Genomic DNA, 21,975 nt, shown 5'->3' with positions numbered 1-21,975 from the left:
ACATGAGCGCACTCGACCGCAACGCAAAAATCGCCGTGATCGGTGCCGGCGCCATGGGTGCCGGCATTGCGCAAGTCGCGGCGCAAGCCGGGCATTCGGTGTTGCTGCTGGACAATCGTCCGGGCGCCGCCGCGCAAGCCATCGACGGCATCGATCGCCAGCTCGGCAAACGCGTGGAGAAAGGTAAACTCGCGGCGGATGAGCGCGGCGAAATCGTTGCTCGCTTGCACGCAGTGGAAGCCATCGAAACGCTGGCTGACTGCACGCTGATCATTGAGGCGATCGTCGAAAACCTCGAGGTCAAACGCGCGCTTTTCAAGCAATTGGAAAGCCTTTGCCGCGCCGACTGCATTCTGGCCAGCAACACCTCTTCGCTATCGATCACTAGCATTGCCGCAGGCCTGCAACGCCCGGAACGACTGCTCGGGCTGCACTTTTTCAACCCGGCGCCCGTCATGCCATTGGTAGAAATCGTCTCCGGGCTGGCCAGCGATCCCGCCCTCGCTCAGACCTTGTTCGACACCGCCAAAGCCTGGGGCAAGCAACCGGTGCACACCCGTTCGACGCCGGGTTTCATCGTCAATCGCGTGGCCCGGCCGTTCTACGCCGAAAGCCTGCGCCTGCTACAAGAAGGCGCAGCCGATTGCGCGACGCTCGACGCGCTGATGCGTGAGGCTGGCGGCTTCGCTATGGGCGCCTTCGAACTCACTGATCTGATCGGCCACGATGTGAATTACGCAGTGACCTGTTCGGTGTTCGACGCCTATTACGGCGACAGCCGTTTTCAGCCGTCGCTGATCCAGAAAGAACTGGTCGACGCCGGGCGTTTCGGCCGCAAAAGCGGTCGTGGTTTTTACGATTACAGCGAAGGTGCGCAACGTCCGCAGCCGCAACAGATCAGCAGCGATGCGAGCTTCGATAGCTGCGTGGTCGAAGGCGATCTCGGCGTCCTCAACGATTTGCTGCCACGCCTGAAAACCAGCGTGATCAAGCGCGATGGCAAAGGCCTGTTAAGGGTCGGCGACGCGGTATTGGCCCTGAGCGACGGGCGCATGGCCAGCCAACGTGCGAAGGAAGACGGCCTGCGCAATCTGATCCTGATTGACCTGGCTTTCGATTACGCCAGCGCCAAACGCATCGCCATCAGTTGCTCGGCGGGCATCAGTGCTGACGCCCGCGAACAAGGCATCGCCCTGCTGCAAAGCGCCCGCCTGCAGGTCAGTCTGCTCAGCGACACACCGGGCCTCGCCGTGCTGCGCACCGTCGCCATGCTCGCCAACGAAGCCGCCGACACCGTGCTGCACGACGTTGCCTCGGCAGCAGACATCGATCTGGCCATGCGCGCTGGAGTGAATTACCCGCAAGGCCCATTGGCCTGGGCCGAGCGCATCGGCCTGGCGCAGATCAGCCAAGTCCTCGACCACCTGCAAGCCAGTTACGGCGAAGAGCGCTATCGGCCATCGCTGCTGTTGCGCCGCAAAGTCGCCGAAGGGAGCACATTCCATGACCAGCCTTGAAGCCATGAGCCTCGCCAGCCGTTGCGCACAAACCATGTTCGACCGCGATGCCGCCACCCAAGGTTTGGGCATCCGCCTGATCAGCGCCGCACCCGGCAGATGCACCTTGGGCATGGGCGTGCGCGCCGACATGATTCAAGGCCACGGCACCTGCCACGGCGGTTTCCTCTTCGCCCTCGCCGACTCGGCGTTTGCCTTCGCCTGCAACAGTTACAACGACGCCACCGTGGCGATCGGTTGCAGCATCGATTACATCGCGCCCGCGCAGTTTGGCGACACGCTCACCGCACGCTGCACCGAGCAATCACGCTCGGGCCGCACCGGCAATTACGACGTGCGCATTGAAAACCAGCAGGGCCAGTTGATCGCCCTGTTCCACGGCAAATCCTACAAAGTGCGCGGCACCGTGCTGACGCCGGAGACTCCCCATGAATGACGCTCTGATCATCGACGCCGTGCGCACCCCGATCGGTCGCTACGCCGGCAGTTTGAGCAGCGTGCGCGCCGACGACCTCGGCGCCGTGCCGCTGCGTGAACTGTTGCGCCGCCACCCGCAAGTCGACTGGAGCCAGGTCGACGACGTGATCTACGGCTGCGCCAATCAGGCCGGCGAAGACAACCGCAACGTTGCGCGCATGTCGGCGCTGTTGGCCGGGCTGCCGGTCAGCGTGCCGGGCACTACGCTCAACCGTTTGTGCGGTTCCGGACTGGATGCGATCGGCACTGCCGCACGGGCGATTCGCAGCGGAGAGGCCGGGCTGATGCTGGTCGGCGGCGTCGAATCGATGTCGCGTGCGCCGCTGGTGATGGGCAAGGCCGAGACCGCGTTTTCCCGTTCGGTAGAAATGTACGACACCACCATCGGCTGGCGCTTCGTCAATCCGCTGATGAAGAAAGCCTTTGGCATTGATTCGATGCCAGAGACCGCAGAAAACGTCGCCGCACAGTTCAACATCTCCCGCGCCGACCAGGACGCCTTCGCCCTGCGCAGCCAGCAACGTGCCTCGGCCGCGCAGGCCAGCGGACGACTGGCGAAAGAGATCGTTGCCGTGGAAATCCCCCAGCGCAAAGGCCCGGCCAAAGTCGTCGAGCACGACGAACATCCGCGCGCCGACACCACGCTGGAACAACTGCAAAAACTCGGCACGCCGTTCCGCGAGGGCGGCAGCATCACCGCCGGCAATGCCTCGGGCGTCAATGACGGTGCTTGCGCCTTGCTGCTGGCCGACGCAAAAACCGCTCAGCGTTACGGTTTGAAGGCACGCGGTCGGGTCGTGGCGATGGCCACCGCTGGCGTCGAGCCGCGCATCATGGGCATCGGCCCGGTGCCGGCGACGCGCAAGGTGCTGGAACTGGCCAACCTCAGCCTTGCCGACATGAACGTCATCGAACTTAACGAAGCCTTCGCCGCGCAAGGCCTGGCGGTGTTGCGTGAACTCGGTCTCGGCGACAACGACCCACGCGTCAACCCGAACGGCGGCGCCATCGCCCTCGGCCATCCGCTGGGGATGAGCGGCGCACGACTGGTCACTACCGCCCTGCAGGAACTGGAAGAACGCAGCGGCCGCTACGCGCTGTGCACCATGTGCATCGGCGTCGGCCAGGGCATCGCGCTGGTGATCGAGCGTTTATCCGACTAAAGAACCGCGATTCCCGAGGTGCCGACAGGTATCCTTGGGGCATGCACTCAGAGCCCCGCGCAGGCGGGGCTGAAACACAAAAATAATTCGAGTGAAGTCATGAACATGCCAATTGCCCAAGCCGTGCTCAACCCTGAACTGGATCCGCTGGAAACCGCCAGCGTCGACCAGTTGCGTCAGCATCAACTCGAGCGCCTGCGCTGGAGCCTCAACCACGCCTACAACAATGTGCCGCTGTACCGCCAACGCTTCGATGCGCTGGGCGTACACCCGGATGACATTCGCTCGCTCGACGATCTGGCGAAGTTTCCGTTCACCACCAAATCCGACCTGCGCGACAACTACCCCTACGGCATGTTTGCCGTGCCGATGCATGACGTCGTGCGCCTGCACGCTTCCAGCGGCACCACCGGCAAACCGACCGTGGTCGGTTACACGCAGAATGACATCGACACCTGGGCCAACATCGTTGCCCGTTCGATTCGCGCCGGCGGCGGTCGCCGTGGCGACAAGGTGCACATCTCTTACGGTTACGGCCTGTTCACTGGCGGCCTCGGCGCGCATTACGGTGCTGAGCGCCTCGGTTGCACAGTGATCCCGATGTCCGGCGGCCAGACCGAAAAACAAGTGCAACTGATCAAGGATTTCCAGCCCGACATCATCATGGTCACGCCGTCGTACATGCTCAACATCGCCGACGAGATCGAACGCCAGGGCATTGATCCGCACAAACTGGCCCTGCGCCTTGGCATCTTCGGCGCCGAACCGTGGACCGCCGAACTGCGCAGCGCCATCGAGGCTCGTCTGGGCATCACTGCGCTCGACATCTATGGCTTGTCGGAAATCATGGGCCCGGGTGTGGCCATGGAATGCGCGGAAAGCCGCGACGGCCCGACGATCTGGGAAGACCACTTCTACCCGGAAATCATCGACCCGATCACCGGCGAAGTGCTGCCGGACGGACAGATGGGCGAACTGGTGTTCACCTCGCTGAGCAAAGAAGCCCTGCCGATGATCCGCTACCGCACCCGCGACCTCACTCGCCTGCTGCCGGGCACCGCACGCCCGATGCGCCGTATCGACAAGATCACCGGCCGCAGCGACGACATGCTGATCATCCGTGGCGTCAACGTGTTCCCGACCCAGGTCGAAGAGCAGGTATTGAAAGTCAAACAGCTGTCGGAGTCGTACGAGATTCATCTGTATCGCAACGGCAATCTCGACAGCGTCGATGTCCACGTCGAACTCAAGGCCGAGCATCAAGGCTTGAGTGATGAACAGCAGAAAGCCGTGTGCGGCGAGCTGAGCAAGCACATCAAGACCTACATCGGTATCAGTTCACGGGTACTGCTGCAGCCGCCGTTCTCGATCAAACGCTCGGAAGGCAAGGCCTGCCATGTGATCGACAAACGCGCGAAAGCTTAATCGCAATAACAGCGGCGAAGGTGCAAGGCCTTCGCTGCTCGCTGCACTCCTTCCCTCCCCCTGCAAAACCACGGCAATGCTCTGCCGAGCATCGCCGTGCGCGTTTTTCCGTTTTGCAAAAGCTAGGCAACTTTCACCATTCATCCGAAGCGATACAGAAAAAACATACGACACGTTATTTTGTGTTTGATATTAATTTCCGTATCACTTATAAAGTTCTCCATGCCCTCGAACATGCCTTCGAAAAACCTGAGGCAGGAGAACAATAATGTACGCACAGCTTGTAGAAACCGGCGTCAAGCGCATCAAAGACCTTGCGGAGATGTCCGACGAGGAACGCGCCTTCCAGGAAAAAATCGATTCAGAAATCAAGATTGAAGCGAAAAACTGGATGCCCGATGCATATCGCCAGACGCTGATCCGGCAGATTTCCCAGCACGCCCACTCCGAAATCGTCGGCATGCTCCCGGAAGGCAACTGGGTGACTCGCGCACCGTCACTCAAACGCAAATTGCAATTGATGGCGAAGATTCAGGATGAGGCTGGCCACGGTCTGTACCTCTACAGCGCGATGGAAACCCTCGGTGCCGACCGCGATGAAGAGATCGCCAAGCTGCACAGCGGCAAAGCCAAATATTCGAGCATCTTCAATTACCCGACGCTGAACTGGGCCGACATGGGCGCGGTGGGCTGGCTGGTCGACGGTGCCGCGATCGTCAATCAGGTGGTGTTGCAGCGCACTTCGTACGGCCCCTACTCGCGGGCAATGGTGCGCATCTGCAAGGAAGAGAGTTTCCACCAGCGCCAGGGCTACGAAATCCTCCTGACCATGATGCGTCACGGCACTCAGGCGCAAAAAGACATGGTGCAGGACGCGATCAATCGCCTGTGGTGGCCGTCGCTGATGATGTTCGGCCCGAGCGATGAGCACTCGCCAAACAGTGCGCAATCGATGGCCTGGAAGATCAAGCGCCAAAGCAACGACGAACTGCGCCAGCGCTTCATCGACCAGACCATCCCGCAGCTTGAACTGCTCGGCTGCACCTGCCCCGATCCTGACTTGAAGTGGAACGCCGAGCGCGGTCACTACGATTTTGGCGAAATCCAGTGGAACGAATTCTACGAAGTGCTCAAGGGCAACGGCCCGTGCAATCAGGAACGAGTAGCCACCCGCCGCAAAGCTATCGAAGACGGCGCCTGGGTCCGCGAAGCCGCCGTCGCCCACGCCCGCAAAAAGAACAACAAGAACGCCGCCTGACCCAAGGCACGACTGCTGATCGTTCCCACGCTCTGCGTGGGAACGCCTCAAGGGACGCTCTGCGTCCAGTGACGCGGAGCGTCACGGGCTGCATTCCCACGCAGGAGCGTGGGAACGATCGATTGTCAGCCGCACTAACCGAACTGATGTGGAGTGAATGACATGTCCCAATGGACCCTTTTCGAAGTTTTCGTGCGCAGCAAGCACGGCCTCAATCACAAACACGTCGGCAGCGTGCATGCCGCCGACACCACCATGGCCATCGAAAACGCGCGCGAGCTCTACACCCGCCGCAGCGAGGGCGTGAGCCTGTGGGTGGTGCCTTCGGCGCTGATCACCGCCTCGTCGCCGGATGAAAAGGATCCGCTGTTCGATCCGGCTGACGACAAGGTTTATCGCCACGCCAGTTTCTACGAACTGCCGGCCGAAGTCGGGCACATGTGAGGTCGACCATGAACGATAAAACCGATCTGATCGAATACCTGCTGCGCCTCGGCGACAGCGCCCTGATTCAGGGCCAGCGCCTGTGCCAATGGTGCGGCAAGGCGCCGGCGCTGGAAGAAGAACTGGCGCTGATGAACGTCGGCCTCGACCTCGTCGGCCAGGCGCGGCACTGGCTGGAATACGCTGCCGAGTTGCTCGATGACGGCCGCGATGCCGATGATCTGGCCTTCCGCCGCGACGAGCGCGCCTACCGCAATCTGCTGCTGGTCGAGCAACCGAATGGCGATTACGCCGTGACCATGCTCAAGCAATTCTTCTACGACGCCTGGCATCTGCCAGTGTTGCAGGGCCTGAGCCAGTCGAGCGACGAACGCATTGCCGGGATCGCCGCCAAAGCGGTCAAGGAAGTCACCTATCACCTGCGCCGCTCCGGCGAGTGGATCGAACGCCTGGGCGACGGCACCGAAGAAAGCCATCAGCGCATGCTCGCGGCGATCCCGGAAGTCTGGCGTTTCACCGTCGAACTGATCGCTGCCGACGACAGCGAACAACGTCTGTGCGCGGCCGGTATTTCGCCGGACATCGCCAGCGTCGCTGCGCAATGGCAAGCCACGGTCAACGAAGTATTCGCCCGCGCCACCCTGCCCGTCCCGGCGGCGCCGAGCTACTTCTATCTGAATGCCCGTCGCGGTCTGCACAGCGAACACCTGGGCATTTTGCTCGCAGAAATGCAGTTCCTGCCCCGAGCGTACCCCGATGCAACCTGGTGAGTTGATCACCAGCGACCGCGGCGGCCGGCCGGCGCTGCTCGGTGATCTGGACAAGGCCTGGGCGACCCTCGCCGAAGTCATGGATCCGGAAGTGCCGGTGGTCAGTGTGGTCGATCTGGGCATCGTCCGCGATCTCGACTGGCAGGCCGGACATCTGCACGTGGTGGTCACGCCGACCTACTCCGGTTGCCCGGCCACCGAAGTGATCGAGGATGACATCCGCACCGCGCTGGAACAGGCCGGATTCAATGCGCCGAAACTGGAGCGCAAATTGACCCCGGCGTGGTCGACCGACTGGATCACCGCCGATGGCCGCGAACGCCTGCGCGCTTACGGCATCGCCCCGCCCGATGGCAGCGCAAGCAAACGCACGCTGCTCGGCGAGAGTCCGACGGTGCTCTGCCCGCAGTGCGGCAGCGCCCACACCGAAGTGCTCAGCGAGTTCGGTTCGACCGCGTGCAAAGCCTTGTACCGCTGCTGCGATTGCCGCGAGCCCTTCGACTATTTCAAGTGCATCTGAGCGGCCCTGCGCCGTGTCGGGAGAACAATAATGAGCAAATTTCACAGCCTGACCATCAAGGATGTACGCAGCGAAACCCGTGACGCCGTGTCCATCGCCTTCGACATTCCGCAGCACCTGCAGGACAGTTTTCAGTTCACACAGGGCCAGCACCTGGTGATGCGCACGCAGATGGACGGCGAAGAAGTGCGCCGCTCGTATTCGATCTGCACCGGGGTCAATGACGGCGAACTGCGCATTGCGATCAAACGCGTGGCCGGCGGGCGGTTTTCGGCGTTTGCCAACGAGCAATTGCAGACTGGGCACACGCTGGAAGTGATGCCGCCGGCCGGGCATTTCCATGTTGATCTGGATCCGGCGCGGCACGGCAATTATCTCGCCGTGGCAGCGGGATCGGGTATCACGCCGATTCTGTCGATAATCAAAACCACGCTGGAAAACGAACCGCACAGCCGCGTGACGTTGCTGTACGGCAACCGCTCCAGTTCGGGCGCATTGTTCCGTGAACAGCTGGAAGACCTGAAAAACCGCTACCTGCAACGCCTCAATCTGATCTTCGTGTTCAGCCGCGAGCAGCAGGATGTTGACCTTTATAACGGTCGCATCGATGCACAGAAATGCGAGCAACTGTTCAGCCGCTGGCTCGACGTCAAAGCCCTCGACGCGGCGTTCATTTGCGGCCCGCAAGAGATGACCGAAACCGTGCGCGACAGCCTCAAGGCCAAGGGCATGGGCGCCGAGCGCATCCACTTCGAACTGTTCGCCGCTGCCGGTAGCCAGCACAAACGCGAAGCCCGCGAGGCCGCGCAGATGCTCGACGCCGGGGTCAGCCAGATCACCGTGATCAGCGACGGCCGCGCCGTGGCGTTCGAACTGCCGCGCAACAGCCAGAGCCTGCTTGATGCCGGCAATGCGCAGGGGCTGGAACTGCCGTATTCGTGCAAGGCCGGCGTGTGCTCGACCTGCAAGTGCAAAGTCATCGAAGGCGAAGTCGACATGGACAGCAACCATGCGCTGGAAGATTACGAAGTCGCGGCGGGCTATGTGCTGTCGTGCCAGGCGTACCCGGTGAGCGACAAAGTCGTCCTCGATTTCGACCAGTTCTAAAGGATTCACACCCATCCCCTGTAGGAGTGAGCCTGCTCGCGATAGCGGTATGTCAGGCGGCATCAATGGTGAATCTGATGACGCTATCGCGAGCAGGCTCACTCCTACAGGGGGCTTTGTGTTGCAACTGTTTCACCCAAAACAAAAACAACAAACAAGGAAACGATCATGAGCCCCGAAGACGTCGAACGGATCCGCCAACACCCCGATTTCATCCAGTTGGTACGCCGCAAACAGCGCCTGTACTGGTCGCTGACCGCGCTGATGCTGGTGATCTATTACGGCTTCGTCCTGCTCGTGGCCTTCTCCCCCGCCACCCTCGGCCAATCCCTCAGCGGCGGCGTGACCAGCGTGGGCATGCTGGTCGGCGTTGGCGTGGTGTTGCTGGCCTTCACTTTGACCGGGTTCTACGTGTACCGCGCCAACAACGTCATCGATCCGCTCAACGAAAAACTCAAGCAGGAGTGCGCACGATGAAGCGTCTCGCCGCGTCACTGCTGATCCCCGGCATCATGGTCGCCGACCTCGCCCTCGCTGCCGAAACCGCCGCGCGCCCGCTGAACTGGAACGCCATCGGCATGTTCATGGTGTTCGTGCTGTTCACCCTCGGCGTCACCCGCTGGGCGGCGCTGCGCACCCGTTCCACCAGCGATTTCTACACTGCGGGCGGCGGCATGACCGGGTTTCAGAACGGTCTGGCGATTGCCGGCGACATGATCTCCGCCGCGTCATTTCTCGGCATCTCGGCGATGATGTTCCTCAACGGTTACGACGGTTTGCTCTATGCCCTGGGCGTGCTCGCCGGTTGGCCGATCATTCTGTTCCTGATCGCCGAACGCCTGCGCAACCTTGGCAAATACACGTTCGCCGATGTCGTCTCCTATCGCCTCGAACAGATCCCGGTGCGGCTGACCTCGGCGTTCGGCACCCTCACCGTGGCGCTGATGTACCTCGTTGCGCAAATGGTCGGCGCCGGCAAACTGATCGAACTGCTGTTCGGCATCGACTACCTCTACGCGGTGGTTCTGGTTGGCGTATTGATGGTGTTCTACGTGACCTTCGGCGGCATGCTCGCCACCACATGGGTGCAGATCATCAAAGCGGTGATGCTGCTGTTCGGCACCACGTTCATGGCGCTCATGGTGCTCAAGCACTTCGGTTTCAGCTTCGAAGCGATGTTCGCCGGCGCCTCCGCCGCACACACCAAAGGCACGGCGATCATGGCGCCGGGCGGTTTGCTGTCGAACCCGATTGATGCGATTTCCCTTGGGCTCGGCATGATGTTCGGCACCGCCGGTTTGCCGCACATCCTCATGCGTTTCTTCACCGTCAGCGATGCGAAACAGGCACGCAAAAGCGTGTTCTACGCCACCGGGTTCATCGGCTATTTCTACCTGCTGCTGATCATCGTCGGCTTCGGTTCGATCGTCATGGTCGGCACCGATCCATCGTTCCGTGATGCCAGCGGTGCGATCATCGGCGGCGGCAACATGGTCGCCGTGCATCTGGCGCAAGCGGTCGGCGGCAATCTGTTTCTCGGCTTCATTTCGGCAGTGGCGTTCGCAACGATTCTGGCGGTGGTCGCAGGGCTTGCGCTGTCCGGTGCCTCCGCCGTTTCCCACGACCTGTATGCCTGCGTGATGCGCAAAGGTCAGGCCAGCGAGAAAGAAGAAATCCGCGTCTCGCGTATCGCCACCCTGTGCATCGGCGTGCTCGCCATTGTGCTTGGCTTGCTGTTCGAATCGCAGAACATCGCCTTCCTGTCCGGGCTGGTATTGGCCATCGCCGCTTCGGTGAATTTCCCGGTGCTGTTTCTTTCGATGTACTGGAAAGGCCTGACCACCCGTGGCGCGGTAATCGGCAGCCTGGCCGGTCTGGTTTCGGCCATCGTCTTGCTGATTCTCAGCCCGGCGGTGTGGGTCAACGTCCTGCATCACCCGCAAGCGCTGTTCCCGTATTCCAACCCGGCACTGTTTTCCATGAGCCTGGCGTTTTTCAGCGCCTGGCTGTTTTCCGTCACGGATCGTTCGCCCCGCGCAGCCCTTGAGCGCGGCCGTTATCTGGCGCAGTTCATCCGTTCGATGACCGGCATCGGCGCGTCCGGCGCCAGCCAACATTAATTTCAAGCACAGGAGCTTATTTCATGTCCCACGCCCCTACCCTGCAAAGCTTCCTCGCCGGCCGCTGGATCGGCCAGCACGGCGCGCAAATCCTGCGCAGCGCCATCGACGGCCACGAACTGGCGCGCACGCATGAAGAGCGCCCGGACTTCGCCGAAGCCATCGATTTCGGTCGCCGCCAAGGCGTCACCGAACTGATGAAGCTCGACTTCCAGCAACGTGCGCAACGCCTCAAAGCCCTGGCGCTGTACCTCAGCGAACGCAAGGAAGAGCTTTACGCGCTCTCGCACCACAGCGGCGCCACCCGCGCCGACAGCTGGATCGACATCGAGGGCGGCAACGGCACGCTGTTCACCTACGCCGGCCTCGGCGCGCGTGAATTGCCGTCGGGCAACATCGTCCATGAAGGCCCGGCGCTGCCCTTGGGCAAACTCGGCACCTTTGCCGGCACGCACATTCTGGTGCCGCGCGGTGGCGTCGCGGTGCACATCAACGCGTTCAACTTTCCGATCTGGGGCATGCTGGAAAAATTCGCGCCGTGCTTCCTCGCGGGCATGCCGTGCATCGTCAAACCGGCCAGCGCCACCAGCTATCTGACCGAAGCCGTGGTACGCATGATGGACGCCTCGGGCCTGTTGCCGACCGGCAGCCTGCAATTGGTAATCGGCAGCACCGGCGACCTGCTCGACCGCATGCAAGGCCAGGACGTGGTGACCTTCACCGGTTCCGCCGACACCGCCGCCAAGCTGCGCGTCAACCCGAACCTGATCCGCAACTCGGTGCCGTTCAACGCCGAGGCCGACTCGCTGAACTGCGCGATCCTCGCGCCTGACGTGACGCCGGACGACGAAGAGTTCGAGCTGTTCATCAAAGAAGTCGCCCGCGAGATGACCACCAAGGCCGGGCAGAAATGCACCGCGATTCGCCGCGCCATCGTGCCCAAGCAACACATCGACGCCGTCGCCACACGCCTGCGTGATCGTCTGGCAAAAGTCGTCGTCGGCGATCCATCCGTGGAAGGCGTGCGCATGGGCGCATTGGCTTCCCATGATCAGCAGAAGGACGTCGGCGAACGCTTGCAAAGCTTGCTGCAAAGCTGCGATCAACTGTTCGGCGCTGAGGACGGTTTCGAACCGCGCGGCGCAAACGTCAGCCAAGGGGCATTCTTCGCTCCGACGCTGTTGCTGGCCCGTGACCCGCGCGCCGAAGGTGGCGCGCACGACATAGAGGTCTTCGGCCCGGTCAGCACACTGATGGCTTACGACGATCTCGATGAAGCGCTGGTGTTGGCCGCGCGCGGTAAAGGCAGCCTGGTCGCCAGCCTGGTGACCAAAGACCCGAAAATCGCCGCCAAAGCCATTCCGGTTGCCGCTGCCTGGCACGGGCGTCTGTTGGTGCTGGATCGCGAATCCGCCGCCGAATCCACCGGCCACGGCTCGCCACTGCCGCAACTGAAACACGGCGGCCCGGGTCGTGCCGGTGGTGGTGAAGAGTTGGGTGGCTTGCGCGCGGTCAAACACTACCTGCAACGCGCCGCCGTGCAGGGCTCGCCGACCATGCTCGCGGCCGTCACCGGCGAACACGTGCGCGGCGCCAAAGTCATCGAGACCGAAGTGCATCCGTTCCGCCGGCACTTCCAGGATCTGCAGATCGGCGAGTCGCTGCTGACTCATCGCCGCACCGTCACCGAGGCCGATCTGGTCAACTTCGGCTGCCTGTCCGGCGATCATTTCTACATGCACTTCGACGACATCGCCGCAAAGGAATCGCAGTTCGGCAAACGCATCGCCCACGGCTACTTCGTGCTGTCAGCGGCCGCCGGCCTGTTCGTCTCCGCCGCGCCTGGCCCGGTGCTGGCCAACTATGGCCTGGATACCTTGCGCTTCATCAACCCGGTCGGCATCGGCGATACCATCCAGGCGCGCCTGACCTGCAAACGCAAGATCGACCAAGGCAAGAAGAGCCCGCAAGGCATTCCGCAAGGGGTGGTCGCGTGGGATGTGGAAGTCACCAACCAGCTCGGCGAGCTGGTGGCCAGTTATGACATTTTGACGTTGGTGGTCAAGCGCGAGGAAAGCGCGGTGTAACGAAAAAAGGGGCAACGCAACGTTGCCCCTTTTCTATCAACTGCCAGCGCCTTCATGCGCCTCTTCAAAGAAGTAATCCTTCCAGCTCCCTGCCTTGTTTTTCAGCACGCCCAGCTCCTGCAATTTCTCCGCGTAGATGAATGTGCGTTGCGGCACCACGGTGAAATCGATTTCCGGGTCCTTGACGATTTGTTCGACCAGCGCCAGCGGCAACTTCGACTGTTCGACGCGGATGTAGGCCTGAGCGGCTGCGGGTTTGTCGGCCTTGATGATTTTCTCGGCTTCAGCCAGTGCAGCGTAGAAGGCCTTGTAGGTCTTCGGGTTTTCGTCGTGGAATTTTTCCGTGGTGTAAAGCACGTTGAACGTGGCCTGACCGCCAAGGATGTCGTAGGAACTCAGCACCTTGTGCACGTTGGGATTCTGCAGCGCCTGGTACTGGAACGGCGGGCTGGAGAAGTGCGAGTTGATTTCCGAACCGCCGGCAATCAACGCCGCCGTGGCGTCGGGGTGCGGCAGGCTGACCGAGATGTCGTCGAATTTCTTGTACTGGGCGTCGCCGAATTCCTTGGCGGTTTCGATCTGCAAGGTGCGCGACTGGAAGCCCACGCCGGCCGCCGGCACGGCGATCCGGTCCTTGTCGCTGAAGTCCTTGAGTGTCTTGATGTTCGGGTTGTTGGTCAGCAAATAATTGGGCATCGAACCGAGCGCGGCGATGGCTTTGACGTTCTGTTTGCCTTTGGTGCGGTCCCACACGGTGAGCATCGGCGGCACGCCTGCCGAGACCACATCGAGCGAACCGGTCAGCAGCGCCTCGTTCATCGCGGTGGCGCCAGAGATGCTGTTCCAGTCGACCTTGATGTCGAGGCCCTGTTCTTTACCGTGCTTTTCGATCAGTTGCTGATCACGCACCACATCAAGAATCAGGTAACCGATGCCGAATTGCTGGGCGATGCTGATCTTGCCTTCGGCCTGGGCGCCGGTGCTGAACAGCGCGCTGGCTGCCAGGGATGCGGCCAACAGAGTCAGCGCGGAACGTTTGAACGGTGTGGCCATGACAACCTCGCAGCAGGGGGTGGTGTGCTGAAAGGCCTGACTTTATCGCTATAAAAAATAGAAATTAAATACCTTTATCGAATATCTATAGCACGGGGACGTTCAGCGGGCCAAAAACGTCGCGTTGCCTCGACGAAGGGCGTGACGGTCAGGCTGTACAGCGTCAGGTAACGTTGGCAGTCAGCCTCACCGCCCCCCCCGTAGGAGCTGACGAGTGCAACGAGGCTGCGATCTTTTGATCCTGACTGTTAAAAAACAAGATCAAAAGATCGCAGCGTGCCGCAGCGCCTACAGGAGATTTGGGTACGGGTTAAACAGCCTGAAACAATAAAACCATCGACAGCAATATCGCCAATTGCCGAGGCAGACGAGAGCCACTCAGGGCTGCAAGCCATCCAGCACCTGCCAAAACCAGATCACCCAATTGTTTTAAAAGACGATCAGACCGCTCACCCTTGGTATCATCGCGCACACTTTTATGACGTTTTAATGGCTGGAAGGTCTTTTTTGTGAGCGCTCTTTTTAACCGGTTACGGCGGCCGTCTGCCCGCCTCTTTTCGCTGACTCTCCTGGTGCTGATCGTGCCGGTGTGCCTGCGCGCGGCGCTGGGTTGGTCGACGCCGTTGGGCTATTTGTCAGACTTGGCCATCGGCAGCCTGTTGATTGTGTTGCTGCATCGCCGGGCGTGGTGGCTGGCGCTACCGGTCTTGCTGTTCTGGGGCCTGCTGGCGGTGGCGACCGCCGAACTGGTCAGCGCGGTCGGGCGTCTGCCGACGCCTTCCGACATTCACTACCTGATCGATCCGCAATTCGTCGAAAACTCCACCGGCGGCGGCCTCGCCCATCCGGCGCTGGGCCTCACGCTGCTGCTGGCCCTGCTGTTCTGGCTGCTGACGCAAGTCACCGCGCGCGGTAAGGCGCGCCCAGCCCTGCCGCGTGCGCTCTGGAGCGCGCCGCTGGTGTTGTTCGCCGCTCATTGGGGCGTGCAGAACCTCTGGCCGAGCGAGGCTGATCCTTGGCGCGCCTACAACCTGCCGCATCAACTGATGGCCAGCGAAGTCGCGGATCTGCAGATCCGCGCCGAGGAATGGCTGGACGGCGATGTCGAAGAACCTGCGCCGGTCATGACCGGGCTGACCGATGTCGACCTCAACGGCCAGAAACTGCTGGCGGCGCCGGGTCAGGCGCGCAATGTGTTGATCATTGCGCTGGAAGGCATTCCCGGCGCCTACATCCGCGCCAATCGCGAAGCCATCGGCAGCCATTATCAGGAAGACCTGATGCCCAACCTCAGCCGCTGGGCCGAGCGCGGCATGAACACCCCCGATTACGTGCTGCACACGCACCAGACCATTCGCGGTCTGTACGCGATGCTTTGCGGCGATTACGACAAGCTCAACAACGGCACGCCCAAAGGCGTGGAAATGCTCACCCTCAACGAACGCAATCAAGCGTGCCTGCCGGCGCAATTGCGTGAACACGGTTTCAGCACCCACTACCTGCAAGGTGCCGGGCTGCGCTTCATGGCCAAAGACAAGATCATGCCGCACATCGGTTTCGATGCGACACACGGTCTTGAATGGTTCACCAACAGCAACTATCTGGAATTCCCTTGGGGCAAGGACGACAAGGCCTTCTTCGAGGGTGCGCTGGACTATGTCGGCCAACTGAAAAAACAGAAAAAACCGTGGATGCTGACGCTGCTGACCGTGGGCACGCACCAGCCCTACTCCGCACCGGAAGACTATCTGGAGCGTTATGAAACGCCCAAGCAAGCCGCCGTCGGCTACCTCGACGACGCGCTGGAGCAGTTCCTCAGCGGTCTCGAACGCCAAGGCGTGTTGAAAGACACGCTGGTGGTGATTACTTCGGATGAATCCCATGGCATCGATGGCGTTCGCCTCGCCTCCTCCTGGGGTTTCAACCTGACGCTGGCGCCGGAGCACGAGCAACTGCCACGGCTGAACAAAGGCGTGTATGGCCACATCGACTTGAGCACGTCAATTCTCGACTATTTCGACCTGCCGGTTCCGACCGCGCTGAGCGGTCGTTCGTTGTTCCGCGACTACGAGACTGGCCGCGAGATCATGTCGTTCACCAACGGCAAACTGCGCTATCACAACGGTCAGGGGATCTTCGCCGAATGCGACATGCCGCGCCGTTGCCGTTATTACGAAAGCGCCGGTTTCATCGCTGAAAGCGCTACGTACAAGGGCAACTATAGCGGTCACCCGGCCCGCCAGATCGCCGCCCGCGCCAACGCGCTGGACCTGTCGCTGCTGCGCACCCCGCTCAATCACCGCTACCAGTTCGGCAGCACCAACGTCATCCCGCTGCAGGCGCAGATCAAGGACGACTGGGCCGACAACCTAATCGGTGCGCAGTATCTGGAAATGCCCAAGGGCTCGCACACCCGCGTGCGCCTGACCGTGCGCTCGGTTGATCCGCAGCAAGCAGCGTACATTCAACTCAAGGCCAAGGAGTTTGAACAGGACGTGCAGATTGGTTTGCCGCAGGAAATGGTGGCGACTGCCGAACAGCCACTGGAGATGAACTTCAGCTTCGACAATCCGAAGGAGCGCAAGGCGTTTTCCTTCCATTTGCTGGGTTACGGCCTGGGCGCCGTCGAAGTGACGGACTTCAGTGTGGTCACTGAATTGCCGGGGCAGGAGGACATGCTTGACGACGTGCCCGACGACGATACCGCCCAATCCACCTGACTTGTACAAGAGCTGTCGAAGGCTGCGATCTGTTGATCCTGATGATTATTCAAAATCAAAAGATCGCAGCCTTCGGCAGCGCCTACACATGCAGAGCAATAAAAGACTTTGCCTATCAGCGTCCATCAGTCGGCCTATTAGCTGACTTGCCCAGTCGGGTCTAGCCTTACAAGTCCGAAGTCGGCACGAGCCGGCCGTAGCAGACCTGATAAGGACCCGAACATGGCAAACGAATCGAAATGCCCGTTCAACCACGCCGCCGGTGGTGGTACGACGAACCGTGACTGGTGGCCGAATCAACTCAACCTGAAAATCCTGAGTCAGCACTCGCCCAAGTCCGATCCGCTGGGCAAGGACTTCGACTACGCCAAAGCCTTCAAGAGCCTCGATTTCCAGGCACTCAAACAAGACCTCACCGCGCTGATGACCGACTCCCAGGACTGGTGGCCGGCGGACTTCGGCCACTACGGCCCGCTCTTCGTACGCATGGCCTGGCACAGCGCCGGCACCTATCGAACCGCGGATGGTCGTGGTGGCGCCGGCTCCGGCCAGCAACGCTTTGCCCCGCTCAACAGCTGGCCGGACAACGTCAGCCTCGACAAGGCCCGACGCTTGCTGTGGCCGATCAAACAGAAATACGGCCGCAATATTTCCTGGGCTGACCTGATTGTGCTCACCGGTAACGTTGCGCTGGAGTCGATGGGCTTCAAGACGTTCGGCTATTCCGGCGGCCGTGCCGATGTCTGGGAACCGGACGAAGATGTCTACTGGGGCTCGGAACACGAATGGCTGGGCGGCGACAGTCGCTATGGCAAAGACAAGGCGCCCATGCAGGAGCCCGGTGACGGCACGCTGGTCGCCGAGCCGGACTTGCACGGCAAAGAAGAAAGCCGCACCGATCAGGGCGAACGCAATCTGGAGAACCCGCTCGCCGCCGTGCAGATGGGTTTGATCTATGTGAACCCGGAAGGCCCTGAGGGCAATCCCGATCCCGTCGCTTCCGCTCACGACATTCGCGAAACCTTCGGCCGCATGGCCATGAACGATGAAGAAACCGTGGCACTGATCGCCGGCGGTCACGCCTTCGGTAAAACCCACGGCGCCGGCCCTGCCGACAATGTCGGGCCTGAACCGGAAGCGGCTGGGCTGGAAGAACAAGGCCTGGGTTGGAGAAACGCGTTCGGCACCGGCAAGGGCGCTGACACCATTACCAGCGGCCTGGAAGTCACCTGGACCACCACGCCAACGAAATGGAGCAACAACTATCTGGAGAACCTGTTTGGCTTCGAATGGGAATTGAGCAAGAGCCCGGCCGGTGCCCACCAGTGGATTCCGAAGAACGGCGCCGGTGCCGGCACGGTTCCACATGCCCATGACCCGAGCAAGAAACTCTCGCCGACCATGCTCACTTCCGACCTGGCGCTGCGTTTCGATCCAGCTTATGAGCAAATCTCGCGGCGCTTCCTGGCCAACCCCGATCAACTGGCCGACGCCTTCGCCCGCGCCTGGTACAAATTGATCCACCGCGACATGGGCCCGCTGTCCCGCTACCTCGGCCCGGAACTGCCCGCCGAAGAACTGCTCTGGCAGGACCCTATTCCGGAGGCGACTCATCCGCTGATCGACGACAGCGACGCCGCCGCGCTGAAAAGCAAAATCCTCGCCTCAGATCTTTCGGTTTCGCAGCTGGTTTCTACTGCCTGGGCGGCACTCTCGACGTTCCGTGGCTCGGACAAACGCGGCGGCGCCAATGGCGGGCGTCTGCGTCTGGCACCGCAGAAGTTCTGGCAGGCCAACCAGCCTGAGCAACTGGCCAAAGTGTTGCAAACCCTTGAGGGCATCCAGAACGAATTCAACGGCGGTGCCGCTGGCAAAAAAGTTTCGCTGGCGGACCTGATCGTGCTGGCGGGGAATGCCGGGGTCGAGCAAGCAGCGAAAAACGCCGGGCATTCGATCAGCGTGCCATTCAGTCCAGGACGCACCGATGCCACTCAGGAGCAAACCGACGTCGACTCGTTCGGTTTCCTTGAACCGATTGCCGATGGTTTCCGCAACTACAGCAAAGGCAAATACACGGTTTCGGCGGAGGCACTGTTGATCGACAAGGCGCAACTGCTCACCCTCACCGCGCCGGAAATGACTGTGTTGCTGGGTGGTTTGCGGGTGTTGAACACCAACGTCGGGCAAAGTCGCCATGGCGTGTTCACTTCCCAGACGGAAGCGTTGACCAACGACTTCTTCACTAACCTGCTGGACATGGGGGTGGAGTGGAAACCGACTTCGCGGGATGCGGATGAATTTGAAGGGCGTGATCGCAAAACCGGTAGCGTGAAATGGACGGCGACGCGGGTGGATCTGGTGTTTGGTTCCAATGCGCAATTGCGGGCATTGGCCGAGGTGTATGCCAGTTCGGATGCGAAGGAGCAGTTCGTCAAAGACTTCGTCGCTGCCTGGACGAAAGTCACCAACCTTGATCGTTTCGACTTGAAAAACTGAAACCTGAAACATGTAGGAGCTGCGGCACGCTGCGATCTTTTGATCTTTAACATCAAAATCAAAAGATCGCAGCCTCGTTGCACTCGTCAGCTCCTACAGAACGCGATGAGTTGGTGACGCAAAAACCTGTGGGATTGTTTTTAGATCGGGTTACGCCAAGCTCTTGCTCACCACTTCGTATACATCACTCGACAACTGTCCCGACGCCCGGATCCGCTCCAGCTCAGCTTTCATCAACGCCTGACGGGCGCTGTCATATTTGCGCCAGCGCGTCAGCGGTGCCAATTGGCGAGAAGCGATTTGCGGGTTGAACCCGTTCAACTCAATCACCAGATCCGCGAGGAAGCGATAACCCGAACCATCCGCCGCATGGAAGTTGATCAGGTTCTGCCCGGCAAACGCACCGACCAGCGCACGCACCTTGTTCGGGTTCTTGATGTTGAACGCCGGGTGCTGCATCAGCGCTTTCACACGCTCCAGACCGCCCGGCAAAGTGCTGCCGGCCTGCACGCTGAACCATTGATCCATGACCAGCGGGTTATCCTTGAAGTGCTCGGCAAAACTGGCCAGCGCCAGTGCTTTCTGCTCTTCGAATGGCGAGTTGACCAACACCGCCAACGCGGTCAAACGCTCGGTCATGTTGTCAGCCGCTTCGAATTGCTCCAGCGCCACCGCCAACACTTCTGGCTTGCCGCTGAGCATCAGATAAGACAGCGCAATGTTCTGCAGCGCGCGACGGGCAAAATGCTCGGCCTCGGCCACGTACGGGGTTTGCTTGGACAGGTCACGATTGGCCTGATAACGCAGCCACAGCGCCTCGAACAACCCTTCCGACAATTGCTTGCGCGCGAACTCACGGGCGATATGGATCGCATCAACATCCGCCACTTCGCTGATTTCCGTGAGGTACGCCTCACCCGGCAGCGAAAGCATCTCGGCAACCATCGCCTGATCCAGCGATTCGTCCGACAGCACCGTGCGCAGTGCCGAGACCAGACGCGGATCGAGCTTCAGGCTCTCGCCCTTCTGTTGCTGAGCGATCAGCTCTTGCAGCACCTGTACCGACAATTGCTGGCCAGCATCCCAGCGGTTGAAACCGTCGCTGTCGTGCTGCATCAGGAACATCAATTGATCACGGTTGTACGGGAAGCTCAGTTTCACCGGCGCCGAGAAGCCGCGCAGCAGCGATGGCAGCGGCTGTTCAGCGATGTCGACGAAGGTGAAGGTCTGCTCGGCTTCGGTCACCGAAATCACGCGGGTGGTGCCTTGCGCCGATGCTTCGCCGCTCAGACGCAGGGCAATTTCGTTGCCTTGGCTGTCCAGCAGACCCAACTCGACCGGAATCACGAACGGCAGTTTTTCAACTTTGTCCGGGGTTTCCGGGCAGCTCTGGCGGAAGGTCAGGCTGTAGGTTTTCGCCGCAGCGTCGTAAGACTCGCTCACCGCCAGACGCGGCGTGCCGGCTTGGCTGTACCAGCGCTTGAACTGGGTCAGGTCGACACCGTTGGCATCTTCCATCGCTTTGATGAAATCGTCGCAGGTCACGGCCTGGCCGTCATGGCGATCGAAGTACAGATCGCTGCCCTTACGGAAGCCTTCGGCGCCGAGCAAGGTGTGGATCATGCCGACCACTTCCGAGCCCTTTTCGTACACGGTGAGGGTGTAGAAGTTGGAAATCTCGATGAAGCTGTCCGGGCGCACGGCGTGGGCCATGGGACCTGCATCTTCGGCGAACTGGTGGGTACGCAGGTAAGCCACGTCCTGAATGCGCTTGACCGTGGCCGAGTTCATGTCGGCGGAGAAGCCGGAATCACGGAACACCGTGAAACCTTCCTTCAGCGACAATTGGAACCAGTCGCGGCAGGTCACGCGGTTGCCCGACCAGTTGTGGAAGTATTCGTGGGCAACGATCGCCTCGACGCGCTGGTGGGCAGCGTCGGTGGCGGTTTCGGCGCGAGCGAGCACGGCGCTGGAGTTGAAGATGTTGAGGCCCTTGTTCTCCATCGCGCCCATGTTGAAGTCGTTGACGGCGACGATCATGAAGATGTCCAGATCGTACTCGCGACCGTAAACCTCTTCGTCCCAGCGCATCGACTTCTTCAGGCTGTTCATCGCGTGCTGGCACTTGTCGATGTTTTCCGGCTCGACGTAGATGCGCAGCGCGACGTTGCGCTCAGTCATGGTGGTGAAGGTGTCTTCGACGCACCACAAATCACCGGCCACCAGCGCGAACAGGTACGCCGGTTTCATGAACGGGTCTTCCCACGTCGCCCAGTGCCGGCCGTCTTCGCCCGGGCCCGAGGCAATCGGGTTGCCGTTGGAGAGCAGCACCGGATAGCTGTGCTGTTCGGCGACCACGGTGGTGGTGAACTTGCTCATCACGTCCGGGCGGTCGAGGTAATAGGTGATCTTGCGGAAGCCTTCGGCCTCGCACTGGGTGCAGAACATCGTGCCGGACTTGTACAAGCCTTCCAGCGCAGTGTTGGTTTCCGGGTGGATCTTGACGCTGGTGTCGACCGTGAAGGTTTCGGCGGTCGGCTGCAGGGTCAGGTGGTTTTCGGACAATTGATAGTCAGCGGCGCCAAGCTCCTGATCGGCCAGGGTCACCGAAAGCAGTTCCAGCTGCTGGCCGTCGAGCACCAGCGGCGGCAGGCCCGGGCCACGCGCCGGGTTGCGGCGCATGACCAACTGCGCGTGCACCAGGCTGTGATCCTCGAACAACTCGAAGGTCAGGTGTGTTTCGTCGATCAGGTACTCGGGCGCCTGATAGTCCTTCAGGTAAATCATCTTCGGTTGTTCGGTGCGCATGCTGGAGTCC

At 61.0% G+C, this 21,975-nt stretch carries 16 protein-coding genes; 14 read left to right on the top strand and 2 right to left on the bottom strand.

Translation table 11 applies throughout. From position 1 onward, the window contains the following. Positions 1–2 precede the first annotated feature (2 nt). The 12 genes from paaH (at position 3) to paaZ (ending at position 12,888) form a co-directional block, all read left to right on the top strand. Positions 3–1,517, top strand: coding sequence for a 3-hydroxyacyl-CoA dehydrogenase PaaH (gene paaH, locus PMI37_RS07690; RefSeq protein WP_008079633.1), 1,515 nt, complete (start codon positions 3–5; stop codon positions 1,515–1,517). Further along, on the top strand, positions 1,504–1,953 hold the full coding sequence (gene paaI / locus PMI37_RS07685) for a hydroxyphenylacetyl-CoA thioesterase PaaI (RefSeq protein WP_008079632.1): 450 nt from the start codon (positions 1,504–1,506) through the stop codon (positions 1,951–1,953). The genes paaH and paaI overlap by 14 nt, the downstream gene beginning before the upstream one ends. Then, entirely contained in the window at positions 1,946–3,157 is a 1,212-nt protein-coding gene (gene pcaF, locus PMI37_RS07680) for a 3-oxoadipyl-CoA thiolase (RefSeq protein WP_008079631.1), read from the top strand. The genes paaI and pcaF overlap by 8 nt, the downstream gene beginning before the upstream one ends. 99 nt (positions 3,158–3,256) lie before the next feature. Further along, positions 3,257–4,582: a phenylacetate--CoA ligase PaaK gene (gene paaK / locus PMI37_RS07675; protein WP_008079630.1), complete on the top strand. Its 1,326-nt coding sequence runs from the start codon at positions 3,257–3,259 to the stop codon at positions 4,580–4,582. Positions 4,583–4,850: 268 nt separating this feature from the next. Beyond that, positions 4,851–5,840 carry a 1,2-phenylacetyl-CoA epoxidase subunit PaaA gene (gene paaA, locus PMI37_RS07670; protein ID WP_008079628.1) on the top strand — a complete coding sequence of 330 codons (990 nt, stop codon included), beginning with the start codon at positions 4,851–4,853 and terminating at the stop codon, positions 5,838–5,840. A gap of 162 nt (positions 5,841–6,002) precedes the next feature. Beyond that, entirely contained in the window at positions 6,003–6,284 is a 282-nt protein-coding gene (gene paaB / locus PMI37_RS07665) for a 1,2-phenylacetyl-CoA epoxidase subunit PaaB (protein ID WP_008079627.1), read from the top strand. 8 nt (positions 6,285–6,292) lie between these two features. Next, entirely contained in the window at positions 6,293–7,054 is a 762-nt protein-coding gene (paaC, locus tag PMI37_RS07660) for a 1,2-phenylacetyl-CoA epoxidase subunit PaaC (protein WP_008079625.1), read from the top strand. After that, positions 7,041–7,574 (top strand): 1,2-phenylacetyl-CoA epoxidase subunit PaaD, encoded by a 534-nt coding sequence (gene paaD, locus PMI37_RS07655; RefSeq protein ID WP_008079623.1) that lies wholly within the window; start codon positions 7,041–7,043, stop codon positions 7,572–7,574. Before paaC ends, paaD begins: the two co-directional genes overlap by 14 nt. Before the next feature lie 30 nt (positions 7,575–7,604). After that, positions 7,605–8,681, top strand: a complete 1,077-nt coding sequence (gene paaE / locus PMI37_RS07650; RefSeq protein ID WP_008079621.1) for a 1,2-phenylacetyl-CoA epoxidase subunit PaaE — start codon at positions 7,605–7,607, stop codon at positions 8,679–8,681. Positions 8,682–8,849: 168 nt separating this feature from the next. After that, positions 8,850–9,158 carry a DUF485 domain-containing protein gene (locus tag PMI37_RS07645; RefSeq protein ID WP_008079619.1) on the top strand — a complete coding sequence of 103 codons (309 nt, stop codon included), beginning with the start codon at positions 8,850–8,852 and terminating at the stop codon, positions 9,156–9,158. Further along, on the top strand, positions 9,155–10,801 hold the full coding sequence (locus PMI37_RS07640; RefSeq protein ID WP_008079618.1) for a cation acetate symporter: 1,647 nt from the start codon (positions 9,155–9,157) through the stop codon (positions 10,799–10,801). Before PMI37_RS07645 ends, PMI37_RS07640 begins: the two co-directional genes overlap by 4 nt. Positions 10,802–10,824: 23 nt before the next feature. Next, on the top strand, positions 10,825–12,888 hold the full coding sequence (gene paaZ / locus PMI37_RS07635; protein ID WP_008079617.1) for a phenylacetic acid degradation bifunctional protein PaaZ: 2,064 nt from the start codon (positions 10,825–10,827) through the stop codon (positions 12,886–12,888). Between the two features lie 36 nt (positions 12,889–12,924). On the opposite strand, the gene PMI37_RS07630 is transcribed toward paaZ, so the two are convergent. After that, on the bottom strand, positions 12,925–13,941 hold the full coding sequence (locus tag PMI37_RS07630) for an ABC transporter substrate-binding protein (protein WP_008079616.1): 1,017 nt from the start codon (positions 13,939–13,941) through the stop codon (positions 12,925–12,927). A 509-nt stretch (positions 13,942–14,450) separates the two neighbouring features. Here PMI37_RS07630 and PMI37_RS07625 point away from each other — a divergent pair. Both PMI37_RS07625 and katG read left to right on the top strand, forming a co-directional pair. Then, positions 14,451–16,661, top strand: coding sequence for an LTA synthase family protein (locus tag PMI37_RS07625; protein WP_008079615.1), 2,211 nt, complete (start codon positions 14,451–14,453; stop codon positions 16,659–16,661). 222 nt (positions 16,662–16,883) lie between these two features. Beyond that, positions 16,884–19,157, top strand: a complete 2,274-nt coding sequence (katG, locus tag PMI37_RS07620; RefSeq protein WP_008079614.1) for a catalase/peroxidase HPI — start codon at positions 16,884–16,886, stop codon at positions 19,155–19,157. A gap of 150 nt (positions 19,158–19,307) precedes the next feature. Here katG and pepN read toward each other — a convergent pair whose 3' ends face one another. Next, positions 19,308–21,965, bottom strand: a complete 2,658-nt coding sequence (gene pepN, locus PMI37_RS07615) for an aminopeptidase N (protein WP_008079613.1) — start codon at positions 21,963–21,965, stop codon at positions 19,308–19,310. Between the last annotated feature and the right edge of the window lie 10 nt (positions 21,966–21,975).

Origin of the sequence: Pseudomonas sp. GM80, assembly GCF_000282515.1 — a bacterium.
In the GTDB taxonomy this organism is placed as follows: Bacteria; Pseudomonadota; Gammaproteobacteria; order Pseudomonadales; family Pseudomonadaceae; genus Aquipseudomonas.
This window is presented reverse-complemented; position numbering and strand designations above follow the sequence as displayed.